Origin of the sequence: Micromonospora sp. URMC 103 (genome assembly GCF_051386435.1) — a bacterium.
Taxonomy (GTDB): Bacteria; Actinomycetota; Actinomycetes; order Mycobacteriales; family Micromonosporaceae; genus Micromonospora.
In genome coordinates, this window is sequence record NZ_JBPQTR010000004.1 from 980020 (window position 1) to 995221 (window position 15202).

Here is a 15202-nt window from a genome sequence, read left to right on the forward strand (position 1 = left end):
TCCCACAAGCCGAAACTTACCTCCCAAATTTTAGGATGTCCAGATGGTGGGAGTCAATCCTGAGCCGAGGACCCTGGCCGAGAAGGTCTGGGACGCGCACGTCGTACGGTCCGCCGCCGGCGAGCCCGATCTGCTCTACATCGACCTGCACCTGCTGCACGAGGTGACCAGTCCGCAGGCGTTCGACGGGCTGCGGCTCGCCGGCCGCCGCGTACGCCGCACCGACCTGACGATCGCGACCGAGGACCACAACACCCCGACGGGGTACGCCGACCCGGCGTTCCGCGCGCGCCGCGGCGACCTGCTCACCGTCGAGGACCCGACGTCGCGCACCCAGCTCGAGACCCTACGGCGCAACTGCGCCGAGTTCGGGATCCGGCTGCACCCGCTCGGCGACGACAACCAGGGCATCGTGCACGTCATCGGCCCGCAGCTCGGGCTCACCCAACCCGGCACGACCATCGTCTGCGGCGACTCGCACACCGCCACCCACGGCGCCTTCGGCGCGCTCGCCTTCGGCATCGGCACCAGCGAGGTGGAACACGTCCTCGCCACCCAGACGCTGCCGCAGAGCCGGCCGAAGACGATGGCCGTGAACGTCACCGGCCAGCTCGCCCCCGGCGTCACCGCCAAGGACCTGGTGCTCGCGCTGATCGCGCAGGTCGGCACGGGCGGCGGACGCGGGCACATCGTCGAGTACCGCGGCGAGGCGATCCGCGCGCTCTCCATGGAGGGCCGGATGACCGTCGCCAACATGTCCATCGAGTGGGGCGCCAAGGCCGGCATGATCGCGCCGGACGAGACGACCTTCGCGTACCTCAAGGGCCGGCCCAACGCGCCGCGGGACGCCGACTGGGACGCGGCGGTCGCGTACTGGCGGACGCTGCCCACCGACGAGGGGGCGACCTTCGACGCCGAGGTGACCCTGGACGCCAGCCGGGTGACGCCGTTCGTCACCTGGGGCACCAACCCGGGCCAGGGCGTCCCGCTGGGCGCGCGGGTGCCGGACCCGGAGGAGTTCGTCACCGAGTCCGAGCGGGCCGCGGCCCGGCGCGCGCTGGAGTACATGGGCCTGCGCCCCGGCACCGCGCTGCGGGACGTGCCGGTCGACGTGGTCTTCGTGGGCTCGTGCACCAACGGCCGTCTCGAGGACCTGCGCGCCGCCGCCGACGTGCTCCGCGGGCACAAGGTCGCCGACGGCGTACGGATGCTCGTCGTGCCCGGCTCCGCCGCGGTGCGGGAGGCGGCCGAGGCGGAGGGCCTCGACAAGGTCTTCGCCGACGCGGGCGCCGAGTGGCGGTTCGCCGGCTGCTCCATGTGTCTCGGAATGAACCCGGACACGCTGCGGGCCGGTGAACGCTCGGCCTCCACCTCCAACCGCAACTTCGAGGGCCGCCAGGGCCGGGGCGGACGCACCCACCTGGTGTCCCCGCCCGTCGCCGCCGCCACCGCAGTGGCCGGTCGGCTGGCCGCTCCGGCCGACCTGTGAAGAGGGGACACCGCTGATGGAGAGCTTCACCACCCACACCGGCACCGCGGTGCCGCTGCGCCGGTCCAACGTGGACACCGACCAGATCATCCCGGCCGTCTATCTCAAGCGGGTCACCCGAACGGGTTTCGCCGACGGGCTCTTCAGCGCGTGGCGCGAAGATCCGACATTCGTACTCAACGATCCCTCCTATTCGGGAGCGTCGATTCTCGTGGCCGGCCCGGAGTTCGGCACCGGGTCGTCCCGGGAGCACGCCGTCTGGGCGCTGCGGGACTGGGGCTTCCGCGCCGTGATCGCGCCCCGCTTCGGTGACATCTTCCGGGGCAACGCGCTCAAGGAGGGTCTGCTGCCGGTCGAGTTGGAATTGAAAGCGGTCGAGGAGATCTGGGATCTCGTCGAGTCCGAGCCCGGCACGCCGGTGACGGTCGACCTCACCGCCCGCGAGGTCCACGCCGGGGATGCCACCTGGTCGTTCCCGCTGGACGACTTCAGCCGGTGGCGGCTCATGGAGGGCTTGGATGACATTGGACTCACCCTCCGGCACGAGGCCGAGATCGCTGCCCACGAGGCGGCCCGACCGTCGTTCCTGCCGTCCGTGGCATAGCCGTACGCCCGAGTCGCACAACGGATTCGCCCCCACCGGCCCCGCCCGTGGGGGCGAATCCGTTACGACACAAGGGCTTTTTTCCACCGAATGTTTGTGTCCCGGCAGCACAGGGCATACCGTGCGCGCAGAATGGCTCGCGTCGAGTCAGTTGCACAATCGGGAGGAAGTCGTGAACAAGGCCGAGCTCATCGAGGCGCTCGCCGTTCGCCTGGGGGACCGGAAGACGGCGACGGCCGCGCTCGACGCGGTCCTCGCTGAGGTCCAGGCGGCGGTCACCAAGGGCGAGAAGGTGGCGATCACCGGTTTCGGAGCGTTCGAAAAGCGCGTGCGGGGCGCGCGAACAGCCCGGAACCCCAGGACCGGCGAGGCGGTGAAGGTCAAGAAGACGTCCGTTCCGACCTTCCGCCCCGGCGCCGGGTTCAAGGAGATGGTGGCCAGCGGCAAGGTGCCGAAGGCCACGGCGGCGGCCAAGAAGACCACCACGGCCGCCAAGACCACCGGTGCCAAGGCGACCGGCGCGAAGGCGACCGGCACCAAGGCCACCACCGCGGCGAAGAAGACCGCGGCGAAGAAGACCACCGCCACCAAGACGACCACGGCGACCAAGACGGCCGCCAGCAAGAAGGCCGCTCCGGCGCGGAAGACCGCGGCGGCGGGCCGGACGGCGGCCGCGAAGAAGACCACCGCGGCGGCCAGCAAGAGCACGGCGGCGAAGAAGGCGCCGGCCAAGAAGGCCCCGGCCAAGAAGGCGGCCACCCGGCGCTGACCGGCCGGCCCGAAGGGCGTCCACCCCTGCGGTGGGCGCCCTTCGGCGTGTCCGGCCCGCCGTCCGCGCCGGCGACCGGTGCCCGGCCGCGCCAGCGGCGTCAGGGAATGGACGTCGAAGGTGCGGGGACCGATGTCAGAGACGCTCGGTGGCGAGCAGCCCGTCACCGGCGAAGGCGAGCAGCCAGCCGCCGCCCTTCGGCGTGGTGAAGTCCGCGCCCACGAGGCCCGTGAGGCGCTCCAGCGCCCCCGGAATCACCTTGCCCTGGCTGCACACCGCGAGCTGGCCACCGGCGACGGCCAGTTCCTGGAGGCGGGCCGCGAGGGCGAGCGCCCGCTCGTCGCGCTGTTGGCCGGGGCGCGGCTCGTCCAGGTCGCCGCAGACCTCGATGGGCAGGTCGAGCCGTGCGGCGGCCGGATCGAGCGTCTGCACGCACCGGCGGGCCGACGCCGACAGCAGCCGGGCCGGCCGGACCAGCGCCAGCAGGTCGGCCAGCGCCTGCGCCTGCGCCCGGCCCTCCGCGTCCAGCGGGCGGGCCGTGTCCGGCCCCGACCAGGTGGCCCGCGTGCCGGCGTGCGCGTGGCGGACCAGCGCCACCGTGGCCGTCACCGGCGGGAGCGCCGCGAACGCGGCCAGCACCTCGGCGTCGTGCGGGTAGCTGACCAGCCGGATCGCGTCGTCCACGGGGAGCCAGCGCACCTCGTCGACCTCGGTGCCGGGCTGGAAGCCGCCGCTGGCCACGGCCCGCATCGACCAGTAGTCGACCACCTTGGGCCGGCCCTCGCTGCGGTAGTGCGCGGACGGCAGACGGATCTGCGGCACCGCCCGTACGTCGGTCTCCTCGGCCACCTCGCGTACCGCGGCCATCAGCGGGTGCTCGGCCGGCTCCAACTTGCCCTTCGGCAGCGACCAGTCCCCGTAGCGGGGCCGGTGCACGAGGCACACCTCGGTCGCGCCGGCCGCCGGCCGCCACACGACGCCCCCGGCCGCGCGGATCTCCGTCACGGCAGCCAGCCCGTCCGCTTGCGGCGGGTGGCGCGGTGCCAGGCGGCCGGGAACGCCGCCCGCGTCCGCCGTACCGTGGCCCGTTCCCGTTCGGCGAGCCGGCCGGCGGTCACCGCGAGAGCCTGGTCGCCCGGATGCTCGACGGCGAGAGCCAGCCACGTCCGCGCGGCGACGGCCGCGTCCTGGTGCTCGCCGAGCAGGTCCTGCAGCCGGGTCAGCGCGGACGCCAGTTTGCCGGCACGTCCGCCGAGCGCCGGCGCGGCCGCGTCGGCCGCGTCGGCCGCGTACCGGGCCTGCTTGCCGCGCTTGCGCGCGGCGTGCCACGGCTCGTCCGGACCCACCGGGTCGAGGTCCGCCACCGCCCCCGGCCGTCCCTTCCCGCCGGCGAGCCGCCGCCACGGGCGGGCCACCAGACGGGGAAGCACCCGCGACGCCGGTCGAGCGGCCCGGGGTGTGAGCCGGGGTGCGCGCGCGGCCAGCACGAGGGCGTCCACGAGCGCCATGTAGCGGGGCGAGGTGAGGGCCTCGTCCACCGCCGCGAGGGCCGCGCGCTCCCGCTCGGCGAGCGCGGCGTCCAGCCGGTCCACGGCCGCCGGGTCGAGCGGACTGGTCGGGTCGGCCGAGGCGGTACGCCGCAGGCGGGCACGCAGCACCTCGACGTCCCGGGCGGCGCCGAGCACGCCGGCCAGCCAGCGCAGCTCGTCGCGCAGCGGACGCGCCCAGTCGGGACGTACGAGTGGCGCGAACGCCCGCAGGTCGCTGCGCAGGCGCCGGCAGGCCACCCGCATCTGGTGCACGGCCGTGTCACCGTCGAGCGGGGCGCGCAGCCGCACCAGCGGGTCGTGTTCCACCAACCGCCGTACGCCCCGCCGGACCGCCTCGGTGACCACGTCGCCGGCGGTCGGGTGGGCCGGCAGGCCGGTGGGGGGAACCAGGTCCGGCTCGCCCTCCGCCGCCGGGCCGAGTGCCCGGACGTGCTTCGGCACGAACGAGCCGCCCCGCGCCCCGGCGTCGCCCAGCACCGTCCCCACCCGGTCCAGCAGCCCCCGGTCACCGGCCTTGCGTTCCACCTCCAGCTCCCGGAACGCCCCGGTGACGGACCCGTCCGGCGTCGACGTCGTCACCCGGTCGTCGACCACCTCGGCGAGCACCTCGCCGTCCGGCCCGGTCACCTCGTACGCGTGCCGCTCGGTGCGGACGACCACGGCCGGAGCCAGCGGTGCGCCCCGGCTGTGGACGGTGACCAGGCCGGCGAGGTCCCCCGGCGGGTCGCCGGCGGGCCCGGGCCGGGAGATCTCCTGCCGGACGCCCGGGGCGTCGGTGGGCAGCTTCACGGTCCAGGGCAGCTCGTCGCCCTCGCGGCGGCGCAGCGAGACGCCGGCCCGGGCCAGCCGCAAGTCGGCGGTGTCGACGTAGGTGGCCACGAGGGTCGCCGGGGGCCGGGCACGGACCCGGCCGCCGGTAGGCGCAGTGGCGGACAGGTCGGGCAGCACGAAGGTGTCGTCCACCTCGTACTTCCGCTCCTCCTCCATCCCGTCAGCCTATGCCCGCCGGAGTCAGCTGGCCGTGTCACCGACGCGGCGCAGCAGCAGGTCCTGCAGGTGCGTGAGCGGCTCCTCCGCGGTGCTGGCCCGTCGCGTCCAGGTGCCGTCGCCGGCCAGCTCGAACGCCTCCACCTCGGGGCTCATGGCGGCGGTCAGCACGTGGTCCAGCTCGGCCCGGGCCACCGGGTCGGTGACCTGCACCAGCGCCTCGACCCGCCGGTCCAGGTTCCGGTGCATGAGGTCGGCCGAGCCGATCCAGAACTCGCCGTCGCCGTTGTTGCCGAACCGGAAGACCCGCGAGTGCTCCAGGAACCGGCCCAGGATCGAGCGGACCCGGATGTTCTCCGACAGGCCCGGCACACCGGGTCGCAGCGCGCACATCCCGCGGATCAGCAGGTCGACGTGCACACCGGCCTGCGAGGCGCGGTACAGCGCGTCGGTGACGGCCTCGTCGACCAGCGCGTTCACCTTGAACTGGACGAGGCCGGGCATGCCGAGCCGGACGTGCGCGATCTCCCGTTCGATCCGTTCGATGAGGCCGCTGCGGATCCCCTGCGGCGCCACCAACAACCGGCGGTACGCCGTCTGCCGGCTGTAGCCCGTGAGCACGTTGAACAGGTCGGTCAGGTCCGCGCCGATCTCCGGATCGGCGGTGAGCATGCCGAAGTCCTCGTAGAGCCGGGCGGTCTTCGGGTGGTAGTTGCCGGTGCCGATGTGGCAGTAGCGGCGGATCTGGTTGCCCTCCTGCCGCACCACGAGCGCGGTCTTGCAGTGCGTCTTCAGCCCCACCAGCCCGTACACCACGTGGCAGCCGGCCCGTTCCAGCGTCCGGGCCCAGCCGATGTTGGCGACCTCGTCGAAGCGGGCCTTCACCTCCACGAGCACGACGACCTGCTTCCCGGCGGCGGCCGCGTCGACGAGCGCGTCGACGATGGGGGAGTCGCCGCTGGTGCGGTAGAGGGTCTGCTTGATGGCCAGGACGTTCGGGTCGGCGGCGGCCTGCTCGATGAAGCGCTGCACGCTGGTCGCGAACGAGTGGTACGGGTGGTGCACGAGGATGTCCCCGTCGCGCAGGGTCGCGAAGACGCTGCGCGGCACCTCGCCCTCGGCGAGCCGCGGATGGGTGGCCGGCACGAACGGCTTGTCCTTGAGGTCCGGCCGGTCCGCCTCGTTGTAGACCTGCCAGAGCGCGGAGAGGTCGAGCAGGCCGGGCACCCGCAGCACGTCCTGGTCGTCCATGTCCAGCTCGCGGACGAGCAGGTCGAGCATGTGGTCGCTGATCGAGGCGGCCACCTCGAGGCGCACCGGAGGGCCGAACCGCCGCCGGGCCAGCTCCCGTTCGAGGGCCTGGAGCAGGTCCTCGTCGCGGTCCTCGTCGACCTCCACCTCGGCGTTGCGGGTGACCCGGAACAGGTGGCACTCGACGACCTGCATCCCGGAGAACAGCTGTCCCAGGTGCACCGAGATGAGGTCCTCCACCGGCAGCATCCGCACACCGGGGCGGTCCCGGCTCACCCGCACGAAGCGGGGCACGTTGTTGGGCACCTTCACCCGCGCGAACAGCTCCGACCCGCCGTCCGGGTCGCGTACGGCCACGGCCAGGTTGAGCGACCGTCCCGAGATGTACGGGAACGGGTGCGCCGGGTCGACGGCGAGCGGTGTGAGCACCGGGAAGATCTGCTCACGGAAGTACGTGCGCAGCCGCTCCCGCTCGGCGTCGTCCAGCTCGGCCCAGCGCATGATGCGGATGTCCTCGGCGGCCAGCCCGGGCAGCACGTCGTCGACGAAGCACGCGGCGTGCCGGGCGACCAGGTCGGCGGTCTTCTCGGCGACCAGCTCCAGCTGCGTGCGAAGCGGCGTCCGGTCACCGCCGCGGACCGGCAGCCCGGCCTGCAACCGGCGCTTCAGGCCGGCCACCCGGACCATGTAGAACTCGTCGAGGTTGCTCGCGAAGATGGCGAGGAACTTCGCCCGTTCCAGCAGGGGCGTGCGCGGGTCCTCGGCGAGCGCCAGGACGCGGGCGTTGAAGTCGAGCCAGGAGAGCTCCCGGTTGAGGAACCGGTCCTCGGGCAGCGGCGCCGGCGCGGCCGCCGCTTCGTCGTCGGGGCGCGCGGGCGCGGGACCGGGCGCGGCGACCGGGTCGAGGACCTCCTCCAACCCGGACGCGGCGCTCGCCGCGTCGGCGGCCGGGACGTCGGTGCGGGCGGCCCGGGTGTGCTCGGCCGTGTCGCCGTCGGCGGGCCGGTCGGTACGGAAGCGGCCGTCGCTGCCGCGCAGCCGGGTGCCGTTGCGGGCGCCGGAGGGGTCGGTGGCGGGGTCGGCGGGGTGCTCGCGGGGGGTGCTCACCCGCTCATAATCACCCGATTCCGGTGAACGCAAAATGAACTTCGCGGCGACGGGTCAGCTCATCGTCGGCAACGTCACCCGCACCACCTCGCCGGCGGCGTCGGTCTCCACCCGGACCCGCTGACCGAGGCGGAGCAGGCGCAGCCCGGAGGCGTCGAAGGCGCGGGCCGGAAAGGCCAGCTCCGTGCCGTCGTCGAGGAGCAGAACGCCGCTGCGGGTCGCCGCGTCGTAGGTGGCCACCGTGCCCTGCATGCGAGCACCGTACACCGGGGTGGGCGGGTCAGCCGGGCGTGCCGGCGGGGCGACGGGCGGTGAGCGCCGCGGTGCGCGGCCCGAGCCCGAGCGCGGCGGCGGCCGCGAGGTCGGCCGCCGTGTCGACGTCGCGGCGCAGGCTCGGCCAGTCACCGGTGAGCGGCAGCGCTCCGCTCGCCGCGTGCGCCGCCGCCGAGCCGACCCCGAAGCGGGGATCCAGCGGCAGCCCCGGCGGCGCCGCGAGCAGCACGGTGCCGCTGCCCGGGGCGTCCGCCACGAACGCCCGCGTCGCCGGGTCCTTCTGCGCGGCGGCGAGCGCGGCTGCCAGCTCCGCCGGGCGCAGCGCCGGCAGGTCGGCCGTGATGCCCGCCACCCAGCCGCCCCGCGCGGCGGCGGCGCCGTGCCGGAAGGCGGCGTTCAGCCCGGCGCCGGGCGGGTCGGGCAGCACGCGGGCGCCCGCCGCCCGGGCGACCGCGGCGACCCGGGCGTCGTCGGTCACCACGAGGACCTCGCCGACCGCGGGGCAGGCCCGCACCGCGAGGACCGTGTCGGCCGCCAGGGCGAGCGCCAGCTCCTCGTGCGGTACGCCCGGCAGCGCCCCCCGCAGGCGGCTCTTCGCCGCCGCCAGGTGCTTCACCGGCACCACGACGGCCCACCTCGGCTGACTCACACCGCAATCCTGCCAGCCGGCCGGCCGACCCTCGCTGGCCCGTACCCCGGGGGAGCAGGCATGATTTCCGCTGCGGGCGGCACCGGCGGGATCGGTGCGGGGAGCCCGGGCGGCACGAGGAGGCGTGGTGGCACGGCGGAGACTGGGATTCTGGCCACGGTTGGCCGCGGTGCTGGTGAAGCCGGTCCTGACCGTCTGGACGCGGCGGACGTGGCGGGGCATGGAGCACCTGGGCGGCGACGGCGGCGTGATCCTCGTGGCCAACCACCTGTCGCACGCCGACCCGCTGGTCTCGGCGCACTTCATCTACGACTCCGGCCGCTGGCCGCAGTTCCTCGCGAAGGCGAGCGTGTTCCGGGTGCCGGTGCTCGGGTGGATCCTGCACCGCTGCCGGCAGATCCCGGTGGAGCGCGGCACGGTGGACGCGGCCCGGTCGCTCGACAAGCTGGTCGCCGCGCTGAAGGCCGGCGGCACCGTGGTGATCTACCCGGAGGGCACCACGACCCGGGAGCCGGAGCTGTGGCCGATGAAGGGCAAGACGGGCGCCGCCCGGCTCGCGCTGACCACCGGGGCCCCGGTCGTGCCGATCGTCATGTGGGGGCCGGAACGGATGTTCGACCCTCGTACCGCCAAGCTGAGCCTGCGTCCGCGGACCCCCGTGACGGTGGTGGCCGGGCCTCCGGTCGACCTGAGCAGGTTCGCGGGCGCGTCGCCCACGCGGGCCACGCTGGAGGAGATGACCGACACGATCATGCTGCGGTTGCGGGACATGCTCGCCGAGATCCGCGGCGGCACGCCGCCGCCGCTGTGGGAGCGGCCGGGCCGTGCGCAGCGCCAGCAGCAGGGCGGGGCGGCGTGAGCGAGCGAAGCGAGCGAACCATTCGGCACAGCAGCGTGGCGCCTCGCGCCGCTGCGGAGCGAAGCGGAGCGGCGGCGTGAGCGAGCGGAGCGGACATGTGGCGGTGCTGGGCGCCGGCTCGTGGGGCACCGCCTTCGCCAAGCTCCTCGCCGACGCCGGCCGGGAGGTCACCATCTGGGCGCGACGCCAGCCGGTCGCCGACACCCTGCGGACCGAGCGGCGCAACCCGGAGTACCTGCCGCACCTGGTGCTGCCGGAGCTGGTGACCGCCACCGGGGACGCGGCGGAGGCCATCACCGGCGCCGAGCTGGTGGTCCTGGCCGTGCCGTCGCAGACGCTGCGCGGCAACCTCGCCGAGTGGGCCGGGTACGTGCATCCGGACGCCACGCTGGTGTCGCTCATGAAGGGCATCGAGCTGGGCACCACCAAGCGGATGAGCGAGGTGATCGTCGAGACCGCCGGGGTCCCGGGCGACCGGGTGGTCGTGGTGTCGGGCCCGAACCTGGCCCCGGAGATCGCCGCCGAGCAGCCGGCCGCGACGGTCGTGGCCGGCACGGACAGCCGGCGCACCGCGCTCGTGCAGGCGTCGATCCGTACGCCCTACTTCCGTCCCTACACCAACGACGACGTGACGGGCTGCGAGCTGGGCGGGGCCGTGAAGAACGTGATCGCCCTGGCGTACGGCATCGCCACGGCCATGGGCTTCGGCGACAACACCCGGGCCATGCTCATGACGCGGGGGCTGGCCGAGACGGCCCGCCTGGGTGTGGCGCTCGGCGCCGACCCGATCACCTTCGCCGGCCTGGCCGGGATGGGCGATCTCGTGGCGTCGTGCTCGTCGCCGCTGGCCCGTAACCGCACCTTCGGGGAGCACCTGGGCCGGGGCGAGACGTTGGAGCAGGCGCAGGCCGCCACCCGGCAGACCGCCGAGGGTGTGAAGAGCTGCCTGTCGGTCCGCGACCTGGCCCGCGCGCACGGCGTGGAGATGCCGATCACCGAGCAGGTCGAGCGGATCTGCCACGAGGGGATGGACCCGCGCATCGCCGTGGACACCCTGATGAGCCGGACCGCCAAACCCGAGTCGTACGAGTGAGGATCCGATGAGCGAGTGGGGGGACGGCACCCGCAGCGTGCACGCCGGGCTGCCGGAGCCGGTGCCCGGGCAGCCCTTCCTGCCCGGGCCGGTGTTCGCGGCGCCGTACCACCTCGATCCGTGGCAGGGGCCGGCGGGCGCGCCGAACGGCTACGGCCGTCCCGACAACCCGACCCGCCGGCTGCTCGAGGCGGCCGTCGGCGAGTTGGAGGGCGGCGAGTGCCGCGTCTTCGCGAGCGGACAGGCCGCGATCACCGGCCTGCTGCTCACCCTGCTGCGACCGGGTGACACCGTGCTGCTCCCGTCGGACGGCTACTTCCCGGTCCGCGCGTTCGCCACCGAGACGCTGGAGACGATCGGCGTACGGGTGGTCTTCGTGCCCACGGTCGGTCCGTACCCCGACCTGGACGGCGTCCGGCTCGTGCTGGTGGAGACCCCGGCGAACCCGGGGCTCGACGTGGTCGACGTGGCCGCGCTCGCGGCCCGGGCGCGCGCCGCGGGCGCGCTGCTCGCCGTGGACAACACCACCGCCACACCGCTGGGCCAGCGACCGCTGGACCTCGGCGCGGACCTGGTCGTGGCGTCCGGCACGAAGGCGCTCACCGGCCACTCCGACCTGCTGCTCGGCTACGTGGCGAGCCGGTCCGCGAAGCTGGTCGAGGCGCTCACGGGGTGGCGGAACACCACGGGGGCCGTCCCCGGCGCCTTCGACGCCTGGCTGGCGCACCGGTCGCTCGCCACCATGGACCTGCGGCTGGGCCGGCAGAGCGCCAACGCCGAGGCGGTCGCCGCGCTGCTCGCCGGCCGGGCGGAGGTGACCGGCCTGCGCTGGCCCGGCCGGCCCGAGGACCCGGCGTACGCGGTGGCGTCGGCGCAGATGCGCCGGATGCCCGGCGTGCTCTCGTTCGACCTGGGGGACGCCGACCGGGTCGCCCGGTTCGTCGACGCCGCGCGGCTGGTCGTGGCGGCCACGTCCTTCGGTGGCCTGCACACCACGGCGGACCGCCGTGCCCAGTGGGGGGACGACACGGCGCCGGGTTTCGTCCGGCTCTCCTGCGGGGTGGAGGACACGGTCGACCTGGTGGCCGACATCGCGGCCGCGTTGGACGCCGCCGGGCCGGTGCGTTGAGCGCCGCGGCGGCGGAGTAGGGTTCCGGTGGCCCGACCGGGCCGCGACCGAAGGAGGTGAGTCCGATCCACCAGACAGCAGGACCGGCGCTCCCTCCCGCGTCCACGCCGCGCCTCTAGCGGCCACCCGGAGCGCCGACGAGCGTTTCCGGAGGTTCCCCATGACCGTGCCGTTCACCACCGACCGTCCCGCCCTCGTCGACCGGCTGCGTGCCGCCGGCTGCGTCTACGCCGAGGACGAGGCGGATCTCCTGCTCCAGGCCGCCGATTCCCCCACCCTGCTGGCCGACCTCGTGGCGCGCCGGATCGCGGGCGAGCCGCTGGAGCACCTGCTCGGCTGGGCCGAGTTCTGCGGGTTGCGGGTCGCCGTCGACCCCGGCGTCTTCGTGCCGCGCGGGCGTACGGCCCTGCTCGTCGCCACGGCCGCGGCGGTAACCGGCCCCGCGCCGGCCGTGGTGGACCTCTGCTGCGGCTCCGGCGCCACCACGCTCGCGTTGGCGCGGCGGCTCGCGCCGCGCTGGCTCGCGGCCGCCGACATCGACCCGGCCGCCGTGGCGTGCGCCCGTCGCAATCTCTCCGCGCTGGGCGTCCCGGTGTTCCAGGGCGATCTGTTCGCGCCCCTGCCCGAGACCTGGCGGGGCCGGTTGGACCTCGTGGTCGCCAACGCCCCGTACGTCCCGACGGCCGCCGTGGAGCTGCTGCCGCCCGAGGCGCGGCTGCACGAGGCGCCGGTGGCCCTCGACGGCGGCCCGGACGGGCTGGCCGTGCTGCGCCGGGTGGCGGCCGGGGCGGGGCGCTGGCTCGCCCCCGGCGGGCACCTGGTGGTGGAGGCCGCGGTGACGCAGGTCGACAGCCTCTGTGCGGCGTTCGCCGACGCGGGGCTGGCGCCCGACGTGCGGCACGACGAGGAGATGGAGGCGACGGCGGTCGTGGGTCGCCGCGCGGCCTGAGGAGCTGTCGGGTGGGCCGCTCGGCGGTGCGCACCGGCCGGAACGGGCCGTGGCGGGCCGCCGGGCGCCGCACTAGCCTCTGATCAGGTTCGGTGGGAGGGGTGGCTGTGGGCAGCGCCGAAGCGCCGCTGGTCGTCGGGCTGGACAACGGTGGCACCAGCAACAACGCGACAGTCCTCACGGTGGACGGCCGCTTCCTGGTCGACGGCCTGGTGGAGACGCCGAGCGAGGTGCAGCATGGCCCGGAGGCGGCCATCGAGGCGTTGGCCCGGGCCCTGGACGGCGTGCTGGCCCACACCGGCGTGCCGCTCGACCGGGTGCGGGCGGTGGGCCTGGACACCCCCGGCCCGGCCAGCGCCGACGGGGTGATCTCGTCGCGCGGGTCGACCAACTTCTCCCAGCCCGCCTGGCGCGGTTTCGACGTGCGCGGGGCTCTCGAGCGGCGGCTCGGCCTGCCGGTGGTCTACCACAACGACGGGAACGCCGCGGCGCTCTACGCCCACCACGTCCACTTCGGACCCGACGCGATGGCGCGGTCCTCGGTCGCGGCGATCGTGGGCACCGGGCTCGGTGGTGGCGTCGTGGAGGGCGGCCGGGTGGTGGCCGGGGCGGCCGGGATGGCGGGCGAGCTGGGCCACGTGCACATCCCGCTCGACGGGCTGCTCGACCCGGAGCAGCCCACGCCGACCTGCGCGTGCGGGTTCGCGGGGGACGTGGAGAGTGTCGCCTCGCTCACCGCCATCGAGCGCAACCTGCTGCCGTACTGGCTGACCCGCTATCCCGGGCACCCGCTGGCCGCCGAGGCGCCGGCCGGGGCGGCCCGGCTCGTTCGGGGGTACGGCGAACGCGGCGACGCGCTGGCCCGCGCGATCTTCACCCAGCAGGCCGCGGCGATCGGCCGGCTGTTCACGATCGCCGCGAACTTCACCGACCCGCACGCGTACTTCGTGGGGGGTGGGGTGGTGGAGGCGGCCCCGGAGTTCCGTGACTGGTTCCTGGCCACCGTCCGCGAGCACACGACCCTGCGCGAGGAGCAGGCCGCGGTGGCCACCTTCGCCCTCGTCCCCGACCGGGACATGGCGGGCGCGCGCGGTGTGGCCATCGCGGCGTTGGAGTCGCTGCGCGCCGGGCCCGCGCCGCGCCCCGTGGTCGCCTGAAAGCAGCGCCGCGGCGCCGTTCCCACGTCCCGGGTCGACCACGCTGCACACCACCCTCGCGCCCCGCCGCCCTTCCCCCGGGCGATCATGCACTTGTGGTGCCGGATTCGCACCTGCTGGCGGCTTTTGTGAGGCACCACAACTGCATGATCGCCGGGGAGGGGGCGCGGGGGAGCGGAGGGTCGGCATCCGGCGCGTCCCGGTCGGGCGGCGGCGGCCGGCCACCGCCCACCGGTGGCCGGCCGTCGCGTACGGTCAGCGGCGCGGTGGGGACTGGGCGAACGCGGCCCAGGCCGCCGGGGCGAAGAGCAGTGCCGGGCCGGCCGGGTCCTTGGAGTCGCGCACGGCCACCAGCCCGGGGATCACCGCCACCTCGACGCACGCGCCCTCGTCGCCGCTGCGGCTGCTCTTGCGCCAGCCTGCCGCGGCCAGCGCCGCGCTGATCGTCGGTGTCATCGGTCCTACCGTCCCTTCAGGAGTTGGAGGAGCTGGTCGCGGCTGCCCGCCGGACTGAGCGCGACCGTCCGCAGGTGCTCCATGATCTTGGTGCAGGTGCGCAGGTCACCGGGCCGGTCGAGGATCATCTGACCGGCGACGGTCTCCACCGAGGCGATGATCGGGTCCTCGGGGTCGGCGAACTCGAGGATGTGCAGCGAGCCCCGGGTGCCCCGGTGGTAGCCGGCGGCCAGCGGGATCACCTGGACGGTGATGTTGGGCAGCTCGGCCATCTTCACGAGGTGCCGCAACTGGCCTTCCATGACGGACCGGTCGCCCACCGGCCGCAGCAGTGCGCCCTCGTCGATGATCGCGTCGAGGATGGGTGGCGTGTCCCCCGTGAGTCGCTGCTGGCGGTCCAGCCGCACCTTCACGCGCTGCTCCACTTGCTCGTCGGTGAGCGTGTGCGGGCCGCCGCGCATGACGCCGCGGATGTAGTCGGCGGTCTGGAGCAGGCCGGGGACCACGGAGGGCTCGAAGTTGGCGATCCCGGTCGCCTCGGCCTCCAGGGCGATGAAGTCGATGGTCCGGCGGTCCAGCAGGTACGAGTAGGAGACCCACCAGCCGGGCTTGCGGGCGTCCTTGGCCAGCTGCACGGCGGCAGTGACGTCGTCCGGGGCGACCCCGTAGAGGGTGAGCAGCGCCCGGACGGTGGCCGGCTTCACCGGCGACTGGGCGTTCTCGTAGCGCGAGAGCGTGCTGCGGGTGCTGTTGATCTCGTCGGCCGCGGCCTCCAGCGTCAGGCCGGCGGCCTCCCGGTGGGTGCGCAGCGCGAGACCGAGGCGGCGGGCGCGGGCGGTCTTCGGGGCCATGCATCGATGGTTGCACACATTTACGGGAA

The 15202-nt window shown here is 74.7% G+C and carries 15 protein-coding genes; 8 read left to right on the top strand and 7 right to left on the bottom strand.

Translation table 11 applies throughout. From position 1 onward, the window contains the following. The first annotated feature begins 43 nt into the window (after positions 1–43). From leuC to ACSNOA_RS08245, 3 genes are all read left to right on the top strand, one after another. On the top strand, positions 44–1489 hold the full coding sequence (gene leuC / locus ACSNOA_RS08235; protein WP_436657337.1) for a 3-isopropylmalate dehydratase large subunit: 1446 nt from the start codon (positions 44–46) through the stop codon (positions 1487–1489). Between the two features lie 16 nt (positions 1490–1505). Then, positions 1506–2093, top strand: coding sequence for a 3-isopropylmalate dehydratase small subunit (gene leuD, locus ACSNOA_RS08240; RefSeq protein ID WP_436657338.1), 588 nt, complete (start codon positions 1506–1508; stop codon positions 2091–2093). Between the two features lie 172 nt (positions 2094–2265). Further along, positions 2266–2862, top strand: coding sequence for an HU family DNA-binding protein (locus ACSNOA_RS08245; protein WP_436657339.1), 597 nt, complete (start codon positions 2266–2268; stop codon positions 2860–2862). 135 nt (positions 2863–2997) lie between these two features. On the opposite strand, the gene ACSNOA_RS08250 is transcribed toward ACSNOA_RS08245, so the two are convergent. Genes ACSNOA_RS08250 through cofC form a run of 5 tightly spaced genes read right to left on the bottom strand, consistent with a single transcriptional unit; the run spans position 2998 to position 8679 of the window. Continuing rightward, positions 2998–3876 carry an NUDIX hydrolase gene (locus ACSNOA_RS08250; protein WP_436658346.1) on the bottom strand — a complete coding sequence of 293 codons (879 nt, stop codon included), beginning with the start codon at positions 3874–3876 and terminating at the stop codon, positions 2998–3000. Beyond that, positions 3864–5399 carry a CHAD domain-containing protein gene (locus ACSNOA_RS08255; protein WP_436657340.1) on the bottom strand — a complete coding sequence of 512 codons (1536 nt, stop codon included), beginning with the start codon at positions 5397–5399 and terminating at the stop codon, positions 3864–3866. The genes ACSNOA_RS08250 and ACSNOA_RS08255 overlap by 13 nt, the downstream gene beginning before the upstream one ends. 24 nt (positions 5400–5423) lie before the next feature. Next, positions 5424–7757: an RNA degradosome polyphosphate kinase gene (locus ACSNOA_RS08260; RefSeq protein ID WP_436657341.1), complete on the bottom strand. Its 2334-nt coding sequence runs from the start codon at positions 7755–7757 to the stop codon at positions 5424–5426. 54 nt (positions 7758–7811) lie between these two features. Beyond that, the gene (locus ACSNOA_RS08265) at positions 7812–8009 is read right to left on the bottom strand and encodes a cold-shock protein (RefSeq protein WP_436657342.1); all 198 of its coding nucleotides are present in this window, start codon (positions 8007–8009) and stop codon (positions 7812–7814) included. Between the two features lie 28 nt (positions 8010–8037). Continuing rightward, positions 8038–8679, bottom strand: a complete 642-nt coding sequence (gene cofC, locus ACSNOA_RS08270) for a 2-phospho-L-lactate guanylyltransferase (protein WP_436657343.1) — start codon at positions 8677–8679, stop codon at positions 8038–8040. A gap of 127 nt (positions 8680–8806) precedes the next feature. On the opposite strand from cofC, the gene ACSNOA_RS08275 reads away from it, so the two are divergent. From ACSNOA_RS08275 to ACSNOA_RS08295, 5 genes are all read left to right on the top strand, one after another. Then, positions 8807–9538: a lysophospholipid acyltransferase family protein gene (locus ACSNOA_RS08275; protein WP_436657344.1), complete on the top strand. Its 732-nt coding sequence runs from the start codon at positions 8807–8809 to the stop codon at positions 9536–9538. A 76-nt stretch (positions 9539–9614) separates the two neighbouring features. Further along, entirely contained in the window at positions 9615–10631 is a 1017-nt protein-coding gene (locus ACSNOA_RS08280; protein ID WP_436657345.1) for an NAD(P)H-dependent glycerol-3-phosphate dehydrogenase, read from the top strand. 7 nt (positions 10632–10638) lie between these two features. Next, positions 10639–11760 (top strand): cystathionine gamma-lyase, encoded by a 1122-nt coding sequence (locus tag ACSNOA_RS08285; RefSeq protein ID WP_436657346.1) that lies wholly within the window; start codon positions 10639–10641, stop codon positions 11758–11760. 160 nt (positions 11761–11920) lie between these two features. After that, complete coding sequence (locus tag ACSNOA_RS08290) at positions 11921–12709, top strand: putative protein N(5)-glutamine methyltransferase (RefSeq protein WP_436657347.1); 789 nt, start codon at positions 11921–11923, stop codon at positions 12707–12709. A gap of 107 nt (positions 12710–12816) precedes the next feature. Further along, positions 12817–13866: an ROK family protein gene (locus ACSNOA_RS08295; RefSeq protein WP_436657348.1), complete on the top strand. Its 1050-nt coding sequence runs from the start codon at positions 12817–12819 to the stop codon at positions 13864–13866. Positions 13867–14121: 255 nt separating this feature from the next. On the opposite strand, the gene ACSNOA_RS08300 is transcribed toward ACSNOA_RS08295, so the two are convergent. After that, positions 14122–14322 carry a DUF397 domain-containing protein gene (locus ACSNOA_RS08300; protein ID WP_436657349.1) on the bottom strand — a complete coding sequence of 67 codons (201 nt, stop codon included), beginning with the start codon at positions 14320–14322 and terminating at the stop codon, positions 14122–14124. A gap of 5 nt (positions 14323–14327) precedes the next feature. Next, positions 14328–15173 carry a helix-turn-helix domain-containing protein gene (locus ACSNOA_RS08305; protein ID WP_436657350.1) on the bottom strand — a complete coding sequence of 282 codons (846 nt, stop codon included), beginning with the start codon at positions 15171–15173 and terminating at the stop codon, positions 14328–14330. Between the last annotated feature and the right edge of the window lie 29 nt (positions 15174–15202).